This window comes from Nocardiopsis rhodophaea (assembly GCF_039530945.1).
Classification (GTDB): Bacteria; Actinomycetota; Actinomycetes; order Streptosporangiales; family Streptosporangiaceae; genus Nocardiopsis_C; species Nocardiopsis_C rhodophaea.
Genome location: NZ_BAAAPC010000016.1, coordinates 102682 through 123075, shown reverse-complemented (window position 1 = coordinate 123075; position 20394 = coordinate 102682). Strand labels below are relative to the sequence as shown.

Here is a 20394-nt window from a genome sequence, read left to right as displayed (position 1 = left end):
ACGGCGATCCTGGTCGCGGTGGTCGTTCGGAACCGGGCCGTCACAAGTCGGGCTACGTGAGGGGGAGGCCATGGGCGCGGACGAGAACGGCGTTGGAAACCAGGCGGTGGCGGTCGTCGGAGTCGGGTGTCGGTTGCCCGGCGGTATCAACGACCTCGACGCGCTGTGGGCGGCCCTGGACGCGGGCCGCGACCTGGTCGGCAAGGTGCCCGACGACCGGTTCGAGGTGGAGCGGTTCGTGGACGAGGCGATGCCGCGGGTCGGCCGGAGCTATACGGCCGCGGGCGCTTTCCTCGACGACATCGCCTGCTTCGACGCGGAGTACTTCGGGATCTCCCCGAAGGAGGCCGCCCAGATGGACCCGCAGCACCGGCTGCTGCTGGAGATGACGGCCGAGGCCCTCGATGACGCCGCCATCGACCCCGACCACATCGCCGGGACCGACACGGGCGTGTTCGTGGGCATCTCCGATTCCTCCTACGGCGGGCTGCAGATGGCGTCTCCGCACACCATCAACGCCTACACCGCGTCAGGCGGGGCGCACTCGATCGCGGCCAACCGTGTCTCCCACGCGTTCGACCTGCGTGGCCCCAGTATGGCCGTGGACACCGCCTGCTCCTCCTCGCTGGTGGCCCTGGATCGCGCCTGTCGCCAGGTGGCGGCCGACGGCGGGCTGGCGCTGGCGGGCGGGGTCAACGTCCTGCTCAGCCCCTCCCTCTATGTGGCGTTTTCGCAGGCCGCTATGCTTTCGCGCAAAGGCCGGTGCGCGGCGTTCTCCGCCGACGCCGACGGATTCGTCCGTGCCGAAGGCGGCGGCGTAGTTGTGCTCAAGCGCATGGCCGAGGCGCGCGCCGATGGCGACCGCATCCACGGCGTACTGCTGGGGTGGGGTGCCAACAGCGACGGGCGCACCATGGGCCTGGCGCTCCCCAACACCGAGGCACAGGAGGACCTGCTCCGCACGGTCTACGCCCGTGCCGGTGTGACGCCCGACGACCTCGTCTACGTGGAGGCGCACGGCACCGGAACCATCGTGGGAGACCCCGCCGAGTGTCGGTCCATCGGTCGTGTGCTGGGACGACACCGCTCCGGGCCGCTGCCGATCGGTTCGATCAAGTCCAACATGGGCCATCTCGAACCCGCCTCGGGTATGGCTGGGCTCTTCAAAGCGCTCCTCGTGCTCCGACACGGACGCGTTCCCGCCTCACTGCACGCCACCCCGCTCAATCCGGACATCGACTTCCACGGGCTGGGCCTGATTCCGGCCGTCGAGCCGAGCGCCGTCGAGCCGCTCACGACCCAACGTCGCCTAGCGGGCGTCAACTCCTTCGGGTTCGGCGGCGCCAACGCGCACGTTATCGTCGGCGCCCTACCCGGCGACGCCGCACCAGCCCACCGGGAAGATCCGGTCAATATTCCCACCGCGGTAGGGCGGGGAAGCACGGAGCCCGCGGGAAACGCTGACGTCGCCCCCCTGCCCGATGCGGATCGGCCGAACACGGCCCCAAGGGCGGTGGCGGGGGAGTCAGAGGCGCCCGACAGCGAGCCGGACACGCGCCCCCGACGGCCAGTTGTCGTCTCGGCACGCACCCCCGAGGCCCTCGCCCAAGCCGCCGAGGCCATGGCGGCGCGCGTGGACGCCGCCGGAGCGCGGGAGTTCTACGACATCGCCTACACCTCGTGTGTCCGTCGTGGAAAGCACTCCCTCAGGTCGGTGGTGCTCGCCCGCGACGGTGCGGAGGCGGCCGCACGGCTGAGGAGCGCTCCCGTCGCCGATGCTCCCGCCGCCGCGGTCGTCGGGAGGGTCGCGTTCGTCTTCAGCGGTAATGGCGCGCAGTGGGTGGGCATGGGTGCTGACCTGCTGGCGTCCGATCCCGTGTTCGCCGCGGCGGTGGCCGAGGCCGACGCCGAGCTGATGCCGCACCTCGGGTGGTCGGTGGTCGAGGAGATGGGGCTGGCGCGCGAAGAATGGCGGCTGGACCGGACCGAGGTCGCCCAGCCGCTGCTGTTCGCCGTGCAGGTGGGCCTGACCCGCGTCCTGGCCGCCTACGGCATCCGTCCCGCCGCCGCCATCGGACACAGCGTGGGCGAGACCTCCGCCGCGTGGGCCGCGGGCATGCTCAGCCTCGGCCAGGCGGCGCGGATCGTGGCCGCCCGAAGCGCGGCCCAGGCGCCCACTGCGAGCAGCGGCCGGATGCTCGCCGTCGATCTTTCCCCCCATGATGTTCGGGAGCTGACGGAAACCCACCCCGACGTGGAGGTCGCCGGGGTCAATAGCGACCACGACCTGACCCTGGTCGGGCCGGATGACCGAATCACGACCGTTGCCGATCAACTGAACCGGCGCGGCGTGTTCACCCGGCGGCTCGACCTGAACTACGGCTTCCACAGCGCGGCCATGGACCCGGTCCGCGAGCCGCTGCTCCAAGCGCTCGACGGACTGTCCCCGGAACCGGGGAACATCCCGCTGGCCTCAACCATCACCGGTGACCTGATCGAGGGCACCGAGCTGACCCCGGAGCACTGGTGGCGCGGCGTTCGCGAGCCGGTCCTCTTCGCCTCGGCCGCCCAGCGGCTGCGCGACTCGGGCATCGATGTCTTCGCGGAGATCGGTCCGCACCCGATCCTCCTCCCCTACCTGCGGCGGCTCCTCCATGCCGCACCACAGCGCCCTCCGCTCGTCGCCACCCTGCGCCGTGACACCGGCGGCAGAGAGGCCGTTGACACCGCCGTCACCGCACTCATCGGGGCGGGGGCCGAGGTCGACTGGACCGCCTTCTTCCCCCGTCCGGGAAAGGTCGTCACCCTCCCCGCCTACCCCTGGCAGCGCGAACGCCACTGGAATGGCGCCCCACACGACTGGGCCCCACCACCGCCCGGTCCCATCGACCACCCGCTGCTGGGCGCGCGGCTGCCCGCCGCCACCCCCTCCTGGGAGGGGCCGATCGAGCCGGCGATGGTCCCGTGGATCGCCGACCACAAACTCGCCGGAAGCGTTGTCGTCCCCGCGACCGCCTACATTGAGATGGCGCTGAGCGCCGGGCGCCGAGCGCTCGGGTATCCGGTGGAAGCACACGCCTGGGAGTTCGTACGGCCGCTCGTGATCCCGTGGCCCGAGGCGACCAGGGTGCGCGTCCAGACATCGGTTTCCCCTGATGACGGCCTCACCCACATCACCAGCGTCGACCAGTCGGGAAAGGAACCGCGCGCCCACGCCCGCGGCCGGGTGCGTCGCCTGTTGGGACAGGCACCCCGTCCGGTGGACGTGGCCGGGGTCCGCGCCCGGTATCCCCGTCACGTCGGCGGCACCGAGCACTACGAATGGCTCGACGACGTGGGGCTGCAATACGGCCCCGGCTTCCGGGTCCTCCAGGATCTGTGGGTGGGTGAAGGCGAGGTCATCGCCGCCTACCGGACCGACGACCTGGACGACCGCCTGCTGGTGCACCCGGCTGTCTTGGACGGAGCACTGCAGTCCGTCATTCCGTTGGCGGAAATGCTCCTCAAGACGGGGGATGTCTTTCTGCCCGCTGCGATGGGTGCCGTGAAAGCCTGGCGCGCCCCGACCCGACAGGGGTGGATCTGGGCCCGTGACCGCACACGCGTGCCACACGAGCTGTGCTGGGACATCACGGTGACCGACGCGCACGGTGCCGTCACCGTGGAGCTGTACGGGGTGCGAGAGCGGCGGTTGGCCGTCCAGCAGCGGCGGCCACTGACGTTGCAGCGTACCGTCATGCGCTCTGCCCCCCGCCTCGACCAGCCCGCCGCCCCGTCACCGCTGCCCGCGCCGGATCGCATCGTCGACCGTGCGGCTCGGCGCATCGACGAGGTACGACGGACCTGGGGAGCTCAGGACTACGCCCGGTTCACGGAGCGCTTTCCGACGCTCGTCGCGCGGCACCTGGCCAAGGTGATGCTGGCCATGGGGCCGGAAGCAGCCGATCGCGTCGACGGGGAGGACACGCCCAGTCGGGTATCAGGCCACCTCGTGCGTTTCCAGGAGACGATAGTGCGGGCGCTCCAGTCAGCGGACCTGCTGGAGCCGGTCCCCGGCGGCGGGTACCGGATTCCCGCGCGTGTCCTCCCAGAACTGCCACCCGGCCACGACGTCGTTCACGACCTGTCGTCGTTCACCAACGAGATGGCGGTGATCCTCCATCACACGCACCGTCTCCCGGAGCTCCTACGCGGGGAACGCGACCCGCTGGAGATGCTCGCCAACGAGAACACGGGTGAGCTGGTGCGTCAGATCTACGCGACCTCGCCCCACATGCGATTCTGCCAGCGGGTGGCCCGGGCGCTGCTGGAGCAGATCATGGCCGACTGGCCGACCGACCGGCCGCTGCGCGTACTCGAGGTTGGAGCGGGGACGGGAGGCTTGACCCAGGCAGTACTGCCCCTCTTCCCGCCAGAGCTCACCCGGTACACGTTCACCGACATCTCGCCCTTCTTCCTTACCGAGGCGGACAAGCGCCTCGCGGACTACGACTTCGTCGACTACCGTCTCCTGGATCTGGACACGGACCCCGCGGATCAGGGCTTCACCCGCGGCGGATACGACATCGTCCTGGCCGCCAACTCCCTGCACACCGCGAGCGACATGGCGGCGGCGATGCCCAGGGTGGCGTCCCTCCTCGCCCCCGGCGGACACCTCCTGGCCGCCGAGTTTCACAACAACGTTCTGGGGGCGGCGATATTCGGCATCCTGGAGAGTTTCTGGGACGCCGCCGACACCGATCTCCGCCCTGACGGAAAGTTCCTCTCCCGGGAACAGTGGCTCGAACTGCTGCGCTGGTGCGGTTTCGAGCATGTCGTCCAGACCGGCAGCGAGGACGCGCATGCGCACGACGACTTCTCGATCATCCTCGCGTCGACCCACGGGCAGACGACCGTCGCGTCGGTCGGTGCCCTGCCAGCTCCCGAGACGGACGGGGAGGACCCGGCGGCGGACACGGATACGTGCCACCACCTCCTCGTTGCGGAGCGTGAGGGGGAGCTTCCGCTGGCACGGGCGGTGGCGGAGCTCGAAGAGGCGCGAGGCCGCAGGTCGAGCGTTGTCGCCGGCACCGCCGAGACTAGGGCGGGGACCGACCCTCCCGACGGTCGGGACAGGGAAATCTCCATCACGCTCATCCTGGGGGAGCCGGACCACGGAGAGGATGGCGTGCGGCGAGCCACCCAGAGGGCGGCGCTGCTGCGTCGGCTCCTCGTCGGTCGCGCCACGGACGAGGGGAGCCGGATACGCCGTCTGGTCCTGGTCACTCGACCCAGCGGGGCCCTCCCCACCCCGGAGAAGCCCGATGTCCCCGGTGATGCCGCCGTCTGGGGGATGACCCGCTCGCTGGTCAACGAGTGCCCTGACCTGCCGATCACCCGCATCAGTCTGGAACGCACCGGCGACACCGCGGCCGACGCTTGTCGGCTCGCGGCCGAGCTGTCCACGGAGTCCGCCGAGGACGAGATCGTCCTCACGCGCGGCGGACGGTTCGTCCCGCGTGAGACCGAGGACCCCCTCATGCTCACGGCGGCGGCGGTCGACGCCTACAAGATCAACGTGCGCGACATAGGGCTGAGCTATCGGACGGAGTGGATTGAGTCCGACATCCCCGAGCCTGCCCCCGAAATGGTGTGCATCGAGGTTCGAGCCGCCGCCCTAAACTACCGTGACATCATGCAGGCCACCGGGCTGCTCCCGGCCGAAGCCATCGAAGGCACGTTCACCGAGCAGGGCCTGGGCCTGGAATGCGCCGGAGTGGTCGTAGCGGTCGGGGACGGCGTTGACGATGTGAAGGCCGGTGACCGCGTGCTCGCCGTGGCTCCGCGTTCACTCGCGTCCCACACCCAGACCGCCGCACAGGTCGTCGGCCACCTGCCCGATCACATGACCTTCGCCGAGGCCGCCACCGTGCCGGTCGTGTTCACCACGGTGCAGTACGCGTTGGGCGAGCTTGCCCAGCTCGGCCCGGGGGAGACGGTCCTGGTGCACGGAGGCGCCGGAGGTGTCGGCCTGGCCGCTCTCCAGTACGCGCGCCATCGGGGAGCGCGGGTCATCGCCACCGCCGGGAGCGAGGTCAAGCGCGACTTCCTGAGCGCCCTGGGGATAGACGACATCCTGGACTCCCGCGACCTGAACTTCGTCCCAGACGTCATGGAACTGACCGGAGGACAGGGAGTGGACGTCGTGCTCAACTCCCTGTCCGGCGAGGCCATCGGTCGTGGACTCGACCTCCTCAAGCCCGGAGGCCGGTTCATCGAGCTCGGCAAGCGCGACATCATGGCGGGCGGCTCGCTGCCGCTGCGCACCTTCCACAACAGCCTCACCTTCTGCGGTGTCGACCTCAACGCGCTGTTCAACAGCCCCGATATCGCCCGCCGCGTATGGTCTGAGGTGGTCGAAGGGCTGAACGACGGCCGGTTCCGCCCCCTCCCCCACACCACCTACCCCGCAATACAGGTGCGGGAGGCGTTCGACCTCCTGCAGCACTCGCGGCACATCGGCAAGGTCATCGTGACCTTCGACGACGAAGGCCTGCCCACTCCCGTACGCCCGTGCCCCGCGGACCCGCCCCGCCTGGACCCCGGCGGTACCTACCTGGTCACCGGAGGGCTCGGCGGTTTCGGTGCCGCCACCGCTCGGCACCTGGCCCAACGTGGGGCGCGCCACCTCGCGCTCGTTTCCCGTCGCGGCGCTAGGGCGCCTGAGGCGCCTCAGCTGCTCGCCGACCTCGCCGAGCAGGGCGTCCAGGCGACGGCCTACGCCGCCGACTGCTCCGACGCCGACGCCATGGCGGATGTGCTGCGGCGCATCGGGGAGGGCGGGTACCCGTTGCGCGCCGTGGTGCACGCCGCCATGGATGTGGACGACGCCGCCTTCGCCAAGCTGACCGATGACCGCTTCAGTGCGGTGCTGCGTCCCAAGATGGGCGGACTCAGCGTTCTGGACGACCTGACCCGGCATCACGATCTCGACATGTTCTGCACGTACTCGTCGCAGTCCGCCAGTGTCGGCCAGATCCGCCAGTCCAACTACGCCGGGGCCAACCTGTACACCGAAGCGCTCATCCGGAACCGCCGGAGGGCGGGGCGCACGGGATGGGCGATGGCGTGGGGCCACATCAGCGATGTGGGATACGTCGCCCGCCACGGCCTCGTCCCGGTGGCAGACCGGATGGGCATGGACTCGATCACCTCGGCCGAAGCGCTGCGCGTTCTCGACGGTCTGGTGGGTGGGGATCACACCGCCGAGGTTGTCGTGGTCCATCGCAGCGACAAACCGAGGGCCCGGAGTGTGTTCCCGTCTCTCGCGTCCCCGCGTTTCGGGCCTGTCTTCGGTGGCGACGCCACTGACGGCGCGACCACGAAGGAGGCCATCGCGGCGGAGCTGGGCAAGCTTCCCCCTGCCGAGGCCCGTGCCTGGATGATCGAGCGCTTGACCATGCACCTCGCCGACGTGCTGCACATGGATGCCGATCGCCTCGATCCGTACCGGCGCCTCGACGAGTACGGAATGGACTCGCTCATGACCGCCGAGTTGCTGACCATGGTGAAACAGAAGTACAGCTTCGACATCCCGCCGTTGGAGCTGCTGCACACCGGTGGCACCATCGCCGGGTTGTCCGAGACCATCCTGCTCCGCCTGGGGCTGAACGCCCCCGCTGAGTCGGGCGTGGAGGCACGACCCGAAGAGACCGCTCGGCTGGACGTCGACGCGGAGTCCACGGACGCCGCGGATCCTCCCGACCACGCGGCATCCGCGGAGGTCACGGAACCGACGGAACCGGATTCCGATAGCGGGCGGTCCGTGTCAGGGACGAAAACCGCTGCGGACACGGAGGCTCCGGCGAGCTGATTCCGGCCGTGGAAGGAACCGGGCAGGCGGCGGGTCGCCGCACCTGCCGGAGGAGCACCACATCCCCGGTGGGTGCGGTGCTCTCCTGCGCTGTCGAATCAGGCGGCCATGCCGATGGTGCGCTCAGGCTGACGGCGGAGTGGAACAATCTCCCACCAGGTCACGCAGCGCCACGCCCACTCCAGGGGGCCGTAGCGGAAGCGCCGGAGCCATAGTGTGCTGAACGCCCACTGCGCGGTCAGCAGCCCGGCGGCCAGGGCGAAGAGCGCGCCGTACTGGTCGTGCGAGGAGAAGTCGAGCAGCCAGCCCGCTAACAGGACGACCAGTGTCGCGCTCAGGTAGTTGGTCAGCGCCATCCGGCCCAGCGGGGCGAAGGCGGCGTGCAGGGCGCGTTGCAGCGGGGTGCGCATCAGCAGGCACATCGCGGTGACATAGGCGGCGGCCATCAGCAGTCCGGCGACAACGCTGGAGGTGGTGAAACCGGTGTTGGTCAGTCCGTCGCTGAGCTGCCAGACCACGGCGGCCACCGACGCGGCCGCGAACAGCGCGAACGCGATGGCCACCTGGCCGGTGCGCTGGTCGAGGGTCTGGGGGATGCCGTAGCGGGCGACGCCGAGGCCGAGCAGGAAAAGTCCGGGAATCAAGAGCGGGCCGCCGTGGACCAGTGTCACCCCCGCGATGGATCCGGCGACACCGCCGATCAGCACCGCCCAGCGGGGGAGGTACGTCGCGGGGAGCAGGACCACCAGTCCGACGATCGCGTAGCTGAGGAGCACCTCGCCCGGGTAGAGGAGCATGTGCAGCCCGCCCAGGGCCGCCAGCATCACCAGGCGGCGCACCAGCAGCAGCCGGGGGTGGTCCGCACGGGAGTCGGCCGACTCCAGGAACAGGGCGAAGCCGATGCCGAAGAGGAACGCGAAGATCGGCATGAACCGGCCGTCGACGAACATGTGCAGGATGTTCTCGGCCGGGTGCACTGGAGGCCGGGGGTCGTCGGGCCCCAGGGCCTTGGTCGCCTCGTAGCCCATCTCTGTGATGGGTCCGATGTTGACCAGCAGGATGCCGCACAGCGCGAACCCGCGCAGCACGTCTAGCGCGTCGATCCGGGGCTTCCCCCGGCTTTCGGGGACGCTCCCGCCTTCCCGATGACTCATGCGGCTTTCCTTCTCCCTCGCGTTGTGACCTCGCCCTGTGTCGGCATTGGTCTGTGGACGAACCCTGCGAGATTAGGGAGATCAGGGGCGGTCCGACATCGGCCGATCGGGTGGTTGGCACAGGTGGGGAGGGTCCGCCTTTCGGCTGTGGGGAGGCCACGAAAGTCGAAGGCCGGGCGCGCTGCCCGGCCTTCCCACGGTGGTGATGCGGTCCGTCAGTCGGGCACCAGCCACACCGTCGCCAGGGGCGGAAGCGTCACCACGGCCGACGCCGGCTGGCCGTTCCACTCGCGCGCGGTCGCCTCGACGACCCCCGTGGCCCCCGTGGCGTGCACACCGCTGCCGCGGTACGTGTCCGCATCGGTGCACAGCACCTCCCGCCAGCGGCCGGGGCGGGTCAGGCCCACGCGGCGGCCGGTGTACACCTCGGGCGAGAAGTTCACCAGGCAGGCCAGCACCGAGCCGTCATCGCCGTGCCGCAGGAACGACAGGGTGTTGCCCTGGGCGTCGCCCCCGTCCAGCCAGGTGAACCCGGCGGGGTCGGTGTCCAGCGACCACAGCGCGGGGGTGTCGGCGTACACCCGGTTCAGGTCGCCCACCAGGCGCTGCACACCCTGGTGGTAGCCGTGGTCGAGCAGCCACCACTGGACCCCGTGCTCGTGGGACCACTCGTCGCCGTGCCCGATCTCGTCGCCCATGAACAGCAGCTGCTTGCCCGGGTGCGCCCACATGTAGCCGTAGAGTGCCCGCAGCCCCGCGAAGCGCCGCCACTCGTCGCCCGGCATCTTGTTCAGCAGCGAGCCCTTGCCGTGCACCACCTCGTCGTGGGAGAGCGGCAGGATGTAGTTCTCGCTGTAGGCGTACACCATCGCGAAGGTGATCTCGTTGTGGTGGTACTGCCGGTGCACCGGGTCGCGCTTGAGGTATTCGAGGGTGTCGTGCATCCACCCCATGTTCCATTTGAAGCCGAACCCGAGTCCTCCGTGGTCGGTCGGCCGGGTCACTCCGGGCCAGGCGGTGGACTCCTCGGCGACCATGATGATGCCCGGGTTGCGCCGGTAGGCGCAGGCGTTGAGTTCCCGCAGGAACTCCAGCGCCTCCAGGTTCTCCCGGCCGCCGAAGGCGTTGGGCGCCCACTCCCCGGACTCACGCGAGTAGTCGAGGTAGATCATCGAGGCGACCGCGTCCACCCGCAGCCCGTCGATGTGGAACTCCTCCAGCCAGAACAGCGCGTTGGCGATCAGGAAGTTGCGCACCTCGGTCCGGCCGTAGTCGAAGATCAGCGAGCCCCAGTCCGGGTGCTCGCCGCGGCGCGGGTCCGGGTGCTCGTACTGCGCGGAGCCGTCGAAGCGCGCCAGCGCCCACGCGTCCTTGGGGAAGTGCGCCGGGACCCAGTCGAGGAGCACGCCGATCCCCGCCCGGTGCAGGGCGTCGACCAGCACGCGGAACTCGTCGGGTGAGCCGAACCGCGATGTGGGCGCGTAGAACGAGGTGATCTGGTAGCCCCACGAGCCGCCGAAGGGGTGTTCGGCCACCGGGAGGAACTCCACGTGGGTGAACCCCATCTTCCGTACGTAGTCCACGAGTTCCTCGGCCAGCTCCCGGTAGCCCAGCCCCGGCCGCCACGAGCCGAGGTGCACCTCGTAGACGCTCATCGGGCGGGCGACCCACTCCTCGTTCTTGCGCCCCGACAGCCAGGCGTCGTCACTCCACTCGTAGGTGGAAGTGTGCACCACCGACGCCGTCTCCGGCGGCCGCTGGGTGGCGAACGCCATCGGGTCGGCCTTGTCCCGCCAGACGCCGTCCCGGCCGAGCACGTGGAACTTGTACGTCGAGCCGTCGCCGACCTCCGGCACGAACAGCTCCCAGACCCCCGTCCCGCCGAGCGAGCGCATCGGGTGGGCGGTTCCGTCCCAGTGGTTGAAGTCGCCGATGACGCGGACCCCCTGGGCGCCCGGCGCCCAGACGGCGAAGGCGGTGCCGTGAGAATCGCCCATGGCCGACGGGAAGCGGCGGGTGTGCGCGCCCAGCGCCCGCCACAGCTCCTCGTGCCGGCCTTCCCCGATGAGGTGGAGGTCGAGGTCGCCCAGGGTGGGCAGGTGCCGGTAGGGGTCGTCGACCAGGTGCCCCTCCGCCTCTCCGGGGTAGCGCACGAGCAGCCGGTAGTCGGGCGTCCCGTCGCGGTCCGCCGCGGGACGCGCGCCGCTGGGGAGCGTCGCGGCGAAGACCCCGCGGTGGAGGTGGTCCAGCTCGACGGTGGTGCCGTCGGCGAGCACGGCGCGCACGGACTCCGCCAGGGGGCGCAGCGCCCGGACGGTGACCCCGTCGGGGCCGGGGTGCGCGCCGAGCACGCTGTGCGGATCGTAGTGTGCGCCGCCGACGAGGCGGTCGATCTCTGCGTGGTCGAGTTCAGCGCGGTCGATCTGGCTCATGCCGTTCCCCGTCGGTCGATGGTGGATCTGTGGGTGGTGGGGGTGGGGTGGTGCCCGCGATGGCGCGGGCGGTGGGGGTGAGGTGGGTGGTGCGTGCGGTGCGGGTGGCGGGTCATCGCGTCAGCTCCGCGATCGAGTCCAGCGGGATGCGCAGCCACGAGGGGCGGTTGCGGGCCTCGTACATGACCTCGTAGACCGCTTTGTCGTACTCGAAGGCGCGCAGCACCGCCTGGTGCTTCTCCGGGTCCACGCCCCCGGCGGCGGCGTACCCGGCGCAGAAGGCGTCCCGGTTGTGCCGTGCCCACGCGCGCGCCGCCGGGGCCAGGGCCCCCTCGGACGCGCTGCCGATGAGCTGGTACTGGGCGGCGTAGTCAAAGGAGCGCAGCATCGCGGCGACGTCGCGCAGCGGGCTGGACGGGCGGCGGCGGTCGCACACGGGGACGGCGGGCTCGCCCTCGAAGTCGAGCAGCACCCACCCGGCGTCGGTGCGCACCACCTGGCCGAGGTGGTAGTCGCCGTGGATCCGCTGGACCGGCAGCGGCTCCGCCACCGCGGCGAACACGTCGTAGGCGGCGCGCAGGGCGGGCGCGTAGCGGGCGAGTTCGGGGATTTCGGCGGTGGCGGACTCCAGTCGGTTCCGCATGCCCGCGGCCAGGTCGCCGAGCATGTCGGGCGTGAGCACGTCGGTGGGCAGCTGCCGGGCCAGGGCGCGGTGCACGGCCGCCGTGGCGCTGCCCAGGCGCTCGGCCTCCCCGGCGAAGTCCCCGCCTGCGTCGCCGGGCGGGAGGTCGGGGGTGTCGTAGAGGTCGCGGACGCTGGTGGCGGCCAGCACCCACCCGTCGGTGGCGCTGCGCAGGTAGTCCTGGAGCAGTGCGAGTGTGGTGGGCACGCGGCTGCCGTCGCCCGGCAGGCCGCTGGGGAGATCGGTCTCGATCCACCCGTGCGGCCGGGCCACGAAGGGCGACCCGGCCAGAGCTGCGGTCAGCTCCAGGTCGGGGTTGCGCCCCGGCCACAGCCGCCGGAACGTCTTGAGCACATAATCCTCGCCGTAGACCAGCGAGGTGTTGGACTGCTCTCCAGTCAGGACAAGGCTGCGCTGGCCGGTGCGGATCGGCGCGTCGGGCAGGCGGCGGAAGCGGATGCCGTCCGTTCCCCGCTCCTCGGCGATCCCCTCCAGCAGCGACGTGGTCAGCTCGGGGTCGTGGGCCGCGTCGTAGACGGCCCACGTACTGCTGTCGCCGGGGAGCTCGCACACGCCGATAGTGGCGTGGGCGAGCTCGTCGCGCAGGTGCCCGGCCCTGCGCATGCCGAGGAGTACCTGGTACCGGGAGGTCGACCCCTGCTGGCCGACCTCCACGACCAGCAGTCGCAGCCCGGGCTCGCCGGTGACGACGGGGTGCTCCGCCTCGACCATGACCTTCTCGATCGGTGTCCCCTTGCCGGCGAACCAGCGCTGCCGCGGAATCCAGCCGGCAAGGAGCTCCTCAAGCTGGCTCATCTTTGAAAGGCCTTGTTCCCTTCCCGCACGGTCCGATGGGTGGCTCGGTGGACGGCGGCGTCGTGGTCGGTTGCGGAGTTGGCGGTCAGGTCCTCGGCCGTGGGGCCGTCCGTTTCGTCGACCGGCGGGAGCTGGAACCAGTAGAAGCCGTGGCCGGGCAGCGTCAGCAGGTACGGCAGCTCACCGATGGCGGGGAAGCGGACACCCCCCATGCACTCGACGGGGGTGACGCCCCCGTAGCGGCGCAGGTCGAGTTCGACCGGTTGCGGGAAGCGGGAGAGGTTGTTGACGCAGAGCATGCGGTCCTCTCCGTACTCCCGGACGAAGGCGAACACGCTGGGGTTGCTGGCGTGCAGCTCAGCGAAGTCGCCGGTGCCGAACACCGGGTGCCGCTTGCGGATCTGGATCATCCGGCGGGTCCAGTTCAGCAGCGAGCCCGGGTCGTCCCGCTGGGCCTCGACGTTGAGGGCCTGATAGCCGTGGATGGGGTCGAGGATCAGCGGGAGGTAGAGGCGTGCGGGGTCGCAGCGGGAGAATCCGGCGTTGCGGTCGGAGGTCCACTGCATGGGGGTGCGCACGGCGTCGCGGTCGCCGAGCCAGATGTTGTCGCCCATGCCGATCTCGTCGCCGTAGTAGAGGACGGGTGAGCCGGGCAGGGAGAGCAGGAGCGCGGTGAACAGCTCGATCTGGTCGCGGTCGTTGTCGAGGAGGGGCGCGAGGCGGCGCCGGATGCCCACGTTGGCCCGCATGCGCGGGTCCTTGGCGTATTCGGCGTACATGTAGTCGCGCTCTTCGTCGGTGACCATCTCCAGGGTGAGTTCGTCGTGGTTGCGCAGGAAGATGGCCCATTGGCAGTTGCGGGGGATGGGCGGTGTCTGCGCGAGGATCTCGGAGATGGGGTAGCGCTGCTCGCGGCGGACGGCCATGAACATCCGCGGCATCAGCGGGAAGTGGAAGTTCATGTGGCACTCGTCGCCGCCCGACTCGAAGTCGCCGAAGTAGTCGACGACGTCGGCCGGCCACTGGTTGGCCTCGCTGAGCAGGACCCGGTCGGGGTAGAGGCGGTCGACCTCGGCGCGGACGCGCTTGAGGAACTCGTGCGTCTCCTTGAGGTTCTCGCAGTTGGTCCCTTCGCGTTCGTAGAGGTAGGGCACGGCGTCCAGGCGGAAGCCGTCGATGCCCAGGTCCAGCCAGAACCGCAGGACCTCCAGGATGGCCTCCTGGACGGCGGGGTTCTCGAAGTTGAGGTCGGGTTGGTGGGAGAAGAAGCGGTGCCAGTAGTACTGGCCGCGGACCTCGTCGTAGGTCCAGTTGGACGACTCGGTGTCGACGAAGATGATCCGGGCGTCGGTGTAGCGGTCGGTGTGGTCGGACCAGACGTAGAAGTCGCCGTAGGGTCCGTCGGGGTCGTTGCGCGAGGCCTGGAACCACGGGTGCTGGTCGCTGGTGTGGTTCATGACGAGGTCGGTGATGACCCGGATGCCGCGCCGGTGGGCCTGCTCCACGAGCTCCACGAAATCGGCGATCTTCCCGAATTCGGGAAGGATCTTCATGTAGTCGGAAATATCGTATCCACCGTCGCGCAGCGGTGACTCGTACAGGGGGAGCAGCCAGATGCAGTCGATGCCGAGCCATTCGAGGTAGTCGAGTTTTTCGACGAGTCCGCGGAGATCCCCGGTGCCGTCGCCGTTGGAGTCGTAGAAGCCTCTGGCGAGCACCTCGTAGAAGACCGCGCGTTTGTACCAGTACGGGTCGCGAGGGTTCTCGTGGGAAAACGTGTCGGGCACTACCCCGTGGGGCGTGTCTCCGGGCTCAGGCATCGGATGTGTCACGAAACTACTCCACCGGTTGTCGTTCCAGTGTGTTCCGCCGGATGTGCCCGTTCGCGGGTGCTATCGGGGCTTTCCGGAGGGTGCGACAGTGAATACGTGGGCTGGTCGGATATTCGGGTCGAGGCGGACATAATTCACCCCGCCCCATTCGTAGGTTTCGCCCGATAATTGATCCGTGACGAGGATCGTGTCCTGGGAGGTGAACCCCAGCGCGGGCATATCGAGCCACACCGTTCCTTCGCAGGGCTGGTGCGGGTCGAGATTGACCACGACCAGGACGACATCATCCGGAACGGCAGGGTCGCGCTGACGGCCGTCCCGCCGCGGGGCGATGCCATCAGCGGCGGTCCGTTTCGAGAAGCAGATCAGCTGATGCCGGTCGATGTGGTGGAAGCGCAGGTTGCGCAGTTCCTGCAGGGCGGGGTGGTCGCGCCGCAGCTGGTTCAGGCGTGTCAGCAGCGGCGAGATGGTCGTCCCGGCCGCCTCGGCGGCGGCCCAGTCACGCGGCCGGTACTCGTACTTCTCGGAGTTGAGGTACTCCTCGCTCCCCGGCCGCACCGCCGTGTTCTCACACAGTTCGTAGCCCGAGTAGATACCCCAGGTCGGGGAGAGCAGGGCGGCCAGGACCGCGCGGACCTCGAACGCCGGGCGCCCCCCGTGCTGCAGATAGGCGTGGAGGATGTCGGGGGTGTTGGTGAAGAAGTTCGGGCGCATGTAGGCGGCGGCGTCCCCGCTCAGCTCGCGCAGGTACTCCTCCAGCTCCTCCTTGCCGTTGCGCCAGGTGAAGTAGGTGTAGGACTGGTGAAAGCCGATCTTGGCGAGGGTGTGCATCATCGCGGGCCGCGTGAAGGCCTCGGCGAGGAAGAGCACATCGGGGTCGGTGCGCGCGATGTCGGCGAGCAGGCGCTCCCAGAACGCCACCGGCTTGGTGTGCGGGTTGTCCACCCGGAAGATGCGCACACCGTGCGCCATCCAGTGCCGGACGATGCGCACCACCTCGGCGTACAGCCCCTCGGGGTCGGCGTCGAAGTTGAGCGGATAGATGTCCTGGTACTTCTTGGGCGGGTTCTCCGCGTACGCGATGGAGCCGTCGGCGCGGGTCGTGAACCATTCGGGGTGCTCGGTCACCCACGGGTGATCGGGGGAGCACTGCAGGGCCAGGTCGAGGGCGACCTCCATCCCGAGCTCGCGCGAGCTGGCGGCGAACGCGTCGAAGTCGTCGATGTCGCCGAGGTCGGGATGGACGGCGTCGTGGCCGCCGTCGGCCGAACCGATCGCCCACACCGACCCGGGGTCGCCCGGCTCCGCGTGCAGCGCGTTGTTGCGGCCCTTGCGGAAGGAGTGGCCCACGGGGTGGATCGGTGGCAGGTAGACGACGTCGAACCCCATGTCGGCGATGGCCCGCAGGCGCTTGGCGGCGGTGCGCAGGGTGCCCGGGCGCCACTGGCCATCGGGGCCGACGGGCTCCGCGCCCTCGGAGCGGGGGAAGAACTCGTACCAGGCGCCGAAGAGCGCGCGCTTGCGGTGCACGACCAGCGGATACTTCTTCGACCGCGTCACCAGGTCGCGCAGCGGGGCGGCGCTGAGCTCCGCGATGACGTCCTCGCCGGTGGCCAGCTCCAGGCGCTCGGTCGCCGATCGGGTGGTGTCGCGGAGCCGCTCGGCGATCTTGGCCAGCTCGGGGCGGCGCGGTACGCGGCGGGACGCGCGTTCGAGCAGCCGCGCGCCCTCCGCCAGCATCAGCTCGACGTCCTGCCCCAGCGGGATCTTGATCTGGGCGTCGTGCCGCCAGGTGGCGAATGGGTCGTCCCACGCCTCGACGGCGAATCGCCACGCCCCCTCGCAGGACGCGCGCACATCGGCCGCGTAGCGGTCGGTCCCGGGAGCCACCTCGCTCATGGGCACCAGCTTCTGGCGCCGTCCCCGAGGGTCATACAGCACCACTCCCGCGCCGAGGGCGCCGTGCCCCTCCCGGATCACGGTCGCGCTGACGGTGAAGGTCTCACCGGCGACGGCCTTGGCCGTGCCGAGGTCGGGTACGGGAGAGACGTTCAAAATGGGAATGCGTCCGATCACAAGTGCACCATTAATGTCGCGATTCCGGCGATTGTGGGCAGTTCGTGGCGTTTGTGGCGTGAAAGGCATTTGAGAGCGTGCAGCTCAGAGGGCCCGAAAGGCGGCATAGGTGGCCTCCGGGCGCTTCCGGCGCGGCACGCTCTCACTGTCTATCGTCAGCCCGGAATGGCCCGCATCCGATGGTTTGCCGTGTGTATTTTTTGTGATTGTCGTCACACTGGCAATGATCCTTTGTGGGATGTATCTTCACCTGCTTCACGCGGTGCACAGCGACAAACCGGGCGTGTTTCTCCAGAGGGAGCAATCGTCACATTGGATCAGCAGCTGGCAATAACCGGTTAAATGGGTGTGTCGTGTGTGTGGGCTGATCATGGAGTGGCGAACCAGAAGGGTGCTCTGTCCCTAATATTCCGGTTTGTGGTATTCGGTGAAAAGCGTCCCAGAAACCTGGAAGTTAAGATTTTGACGTGTTCGTTGAATAAAGGCGTAAGGGGGTCGCGTAACCGCGCCGGATTGACTAGCCTCACGCTCCGTGAAGGCCATTCGCAGATTTACCGTCCGTACCGTCCTCCCCGACGAGCTCGCCCCGCTGGGCCGACTCGCCGCGAACCTCCGCTGGGCGTGGCACCCGGCGACCCGCGAGGTCTTCGCCGCGATCGATCCCGAGGTGTGGGAGAGCGTCGGCCAGAATCCGTTCCGCATGCTCGGCGAGGTCGGTGGGGAGCGGTTCGCCGCGCTCGCACGCGATGAGGAGTTCCGCGCTCGTCTGCGCGAGGCCGCCGCCGACCTCGACACCTATCTCACCGGCCCACGCTGGTATCAGGGCCTGTCCCGGCCGCCTTCGGGCATCGCCTACTTCTCGGCCGAATACGGACTCACCGCCGCCCTGCCCCAGTACTCCGGCGGACTGGGCATCCTCGCCGGGGACCATCTCAAGAGCGCCAGTGACCTGGGCCTGCCGCTCATCGGCGTCGGTCTGCTCTACCGGCACGGCTACTTCACGCAGGCCCTCTCCCCCGAGGGCTGGCAGCTGGAGGACTACCCGGAGATCGACCCGCGCGGACTGCCCATGAGCCGCCTGTGCGACGCCGCGGGGGACCCCGTGTGCGTCGGCGTCGACATGGCCGAGGGCCGCCGCCTCACCGCGCACGTGTGGGTGGTCCGCGTCGGTCGCGTGCCGCTGCTGCTCCTGGACGCGTGCCACGAGGGCAACGACCCGGAGCTGCGGGGTATCACCGACCGCCTCTACGGGGGCGGAAGCGAGCACCGGCTGCGCCAGGAGCTGCTGCTCGGAATCGGCGGGGTGCGGGCGGTCCGCGTCTACTGCGAGCTGACCGGCGACCCCTGCCCCGAGGTCTTCCACATGAACGAGGGACACGCCGGGTTCCTCGGCCTGGAACGCGTCCGCGAGTACATCGACGAGGCCGGACTGACCTTCGACGAGGCGGTCGAGGCCACCCGCGCGGGGACGGTCTTCACCACCCACACGCCGGTCCCCGCCGGGATCGACCGCCTGCCGCGCGACCTCGTCGAGCGGCACTTCACCGCCGATGTCTCCGCGACACCGGGCGTGCCGCTCGACCGCGTCATGGAGCTGGGCGCCGAGGACTACGCGGGCGGCAACCCCGCGGTGTTCAACATGGCCGTGATGGGCATGCGGCTGGCACAGCGCGTCAACGGTGTCAGCCAGCTGCACGGGGCCGTCGCCCGGGACATGTTCCAGGGGCTGTGGTCGGGGTTCGACGCCGCCGAGGTCCCCATCACGTCCATCACCAACGGCGTGCACGCGCGCACGTGGGTGGCGGAGGAGGCCCAGCGGCTGGCGGGGCGCATGGTGCGGGACTCCACCGAGTTCACCCGCTCCGAGGGCTGGCGCAAGATCACCGACGCCGACGAGGCGGACCTGTGGGAGATGCGCCGCACGCTCCGCTGCCGCCTGGTCGCCGACACGCGGGAACGGCTGCGCGCCTCCTGGCGGCAGCGGGGGGCCAGCTCGGCCGAGCTGGGCTGGGTCGACGACGTGCTCGACCCCGACGTGCTGACTATCGGCTTCGCGCGGCGGGTGCCCTCCTACAAGCGGCTCACCCTCATGCTGCGCGACCGCGACCGGCTCAAGTCGATGCTGCTCGACCCGGACCGCCCCGTGCAGATCGTCATCGCGGGCAAGGCCCACCCGGCCGACGAGGGCGGCAAACGCCTCATCCAGGAGATCGTGCGCTTCACCGACGACCCGCGGGTGCGCCACCGCATCGTCTTCCTGCCCGACTACGACATGGATCTGGCGCGTTCGCTGGTGCAGGGTTGCGACGTGTGGCTGAACAACCCGCTGCGTCCGCTGGAGGCCTGCGGCACCTCGGGCATGAAGGCGGCGCTCAACGGCGGGCTCAACCTCTCCATCCGCGACGGCTGGTGGGCGGAGTGGTTCGACGGCTCCAACGGGTGGGCCATCCCCACGGCCGACGGCGTGCGCGACCCCGACCGCCGCGACCAGCTGGAAGCGGCGGCGCTGTACGACCTGATCGAGGGCGAGGTCGCCCCGCTCTTCTACGACCGCGACGAGGAGGGGCTGCCCAACCGCTGGCTGGAGATGGTCAAGCACACCCTCGTGTCGCTGGGCCCCAAGGTGCTGGCCACCCGCATGGTGCAGGAGTACGTCACCCACCTCTACCAGGGGGCGGCCGACTCCTCGCGGCGGTTGCTGCGCGAGGACATGAACGGTGCGCGCGAACTCGCCGAGTGGAAGCGCCGGGTCCGAAAGGCCTGGCCAGGAGTGCGCATCGAACACGTCGAGGTGGTGGGCATGGAAGACCCGCCCCAGGTCGGCGGCGATATGCAGGTGCACACCACCCTCGGCCTGGCCGGACTGACACCCGAGGACATCCAGGTGGAGGTCGCCATCGGCCGGGTCACCGGCGGCGAGCGGCTGGTGGATCCGGTCGTGGCCGAACTGGAGGCCGTCGGCGAGCCCGACGGGAGCGAGGGGCCGCTGGTGCGCTACGCGGGTTCCGTGCCCCTGCAGCGCGCCGGAACGTGCGGCTACACCGTGCGCGTCCTGCCCGCCCACCCCATGCTGGCCGATCCTGCCGAGATGGGCCTGGTCGTGGTCCCGCACCCGCCCGAGAACATGGACGACGGGATCGTGCTGCGGTAGCGGTCACGGCGTCGGCGGCGCCGCGCGTGTCGGGCCGGTCGGTCATCGGTGACCCGACCGGCCCCTTGGGGCTGTCAAGGGGTCCTCGCCGACAACTCCGCGCCCCAGCGGTTGGAGACGACCCACGTTGCCTATCCGCTCGCGGAGTCACCCATAATGGAGTCAACTGCTCGAACGGCAGGGAACCGACAGGGGAGCGCTTCGGCGCTGAGAGTGCGGGACCGTACCGCAGACCCTTACACACCTGATCCGGGTCATGCCGGCGAAGGAAGTCGTAGGATCCGTCGGCCGTGGAGTCGATCGGCGCGTTGACACGTGCCCCGATCCCGGCCCTCTTGGCACTTCGCGCCCTCTCGTGTGCCGACACGGAAGGGACATTCACGTGGGAACCCCATTCAC

Annotated in this window: 7 protein-coding genes and 1 riboswitch; of the genes, 2 read left to right on the top strand and 5 right to left on the bottom strand. The window is 69.8% G+C overall.

Annotated features, from left to right (window positions below; all coding sequences use genetic code 11):
* The first annotated feature begins 70 nt into the window (after nucleotides 1-70).
* Nucleotides 71-7852: an SDR family NAD(P)-dependent oxidoreductase gene (locus ABD259_RS18160; RefSeq protein WP_344164103.1), complete on the top strand. Its 7782-nt coding sequence runs from the start codon at nucleotides 71-73 to the stop codon at nucleotides 7850-7852.
* A 98-nt stretch (nucleotides 7853-7950) separates the two neighbouring features.
* Here the strand turns inward: ABD259_RS18160 and ABD259_RS18155 are convergent, their stop codons facing one another.
* From ABD259_RS18155 to ABD259_RS18135, 5 genes are all read right to left on the bottom strand, one after another.
* Complete coding sequence (locus ABD259_RS18155; RefSeq protein ID WP_344106438.1) at nucleotides 7951-9006, bottom strand: DUF418 domain-containing protein; 1056 nt, start codon at nucleotides 9004-9006, stop codon at nucleotides 7951-7953.
* Nucleotides 9007-9221: 215 nt separating this feature from the next.
* The gene (glgB, locus tag ABD259_RS18150; RefSeq protein WP_344106440.1) at nucleotides 9222-11438 is read right to left on the bottom strand and encodes a 1,4-alpha-glucan branching protein GlgB; all 2217 of its coding nucleotides are present in this window, start codon (nucleotides 11436-11438) and stop codon (nucleotides 9222-9224) included.
* Between the two features lie 112 nt (nucleotides 11439-11550).
* Nucleotides 11551-12936 carry a maltokinase N-terminal cap-like domain-containing protein gene (locus ABD259_RS18145; protein ID WP_344106442.1) on the bottom strand — a complete coding sequence of 462 codons (1386 nt, stop codon included), beginning with the start codon at nucleotides 12934-12936 and terminating at the stop codon, nucleotides 11551-11553.
* A complete protein-coding gene (gene treS / locus ABD259_RS18140) occupies nucleotides 12933-14756 on the bottom strand; it encodes a maltose alpha-D-glucosyltransferase (RefSeq protein WP_344106444.1) in 1824 nt (607 codons plus the stop codon). Before treS ends, ABD259_RS18145 begins: the two co-directional genes overlap by 4 nt.
* Nucleotides 14757-14828: 72 nt before the next feature.
* Nucleotides 14829-16844 carry an alpha-1,4-glucan--maltose-1-phosphate maltosyltransferase gene (locus ABD259_RS18135; RefSeq protein WP_344164100.1) on the bottom strand — a complete coding sequence of 672 codons (2016 nt, stop codon included), beginning with the start codon at nucleotides 16842-16844 and terminating at the stop codon, nucleotides 14829-14831.
* Between the two features lie 532 nt (nucleotides 16845-17376).
* Between ABD259_RS18135 and glgP the strand changes: the two genes are divergently transcribed.
* Nucleotides 17377-19995, top strand: coding sequence for an alpha-glucan family phosphorylase (glgP, locus tag ABD259_RS18130; RefSeq protein ID WP_344106448.1), 2619 nt, complete (start codon nucleotides 17377-17379; stop codon nucleotides 19993-19995).
* Between the two features lie 180 nt (nucleotides 19996-20175).
* Nucleotides 20176-20283, top strand: a riboswitch (TPP riboswitch).
* Nucleotides 20284-20394: the final 111 nt, after the last annotated feature.

Excerpts from the sequence above, each read along its gene's own strand:
- ABD259_RS18160 (WP_344164103.1), top strand. The coding sequence starts at position 71 with ATGGGCGCGGACGAGAACGGCGTTGGAAACCAGGCGGTGGCGGTCGTC.
- ABD259_RS18155 (WP_344106438.1), bottom strand. The coding sequence starts at position 9,006 with ATGAGTCATCGGGAAGGCGGGAGCGTCCCCGAAAGCCGGGGGAAGCCC.
- glgB (WP_344106440.1), bottom strand. The coding sequence starts at position 11,438 with ATGAGCCAGATCGACCGCGCTGAACTCGACCACGCAGAGATCGACCGC.
- ABD259_RS18145 (WP_344106442.1), bottom strand. The coding sequence starts at position 12,936 with ATGAGCCAGCTTGAGGAGCTCCTTGCCGGCTGGATTCCGCGGCAGCGC.
- treS (WP_344106444.1), bottom strand. The coding sequence starts at position 14,756 with ATGCCTGAGCCCGGAGACACGCCCCACGGGGTAGTGCCCGACACGTTT.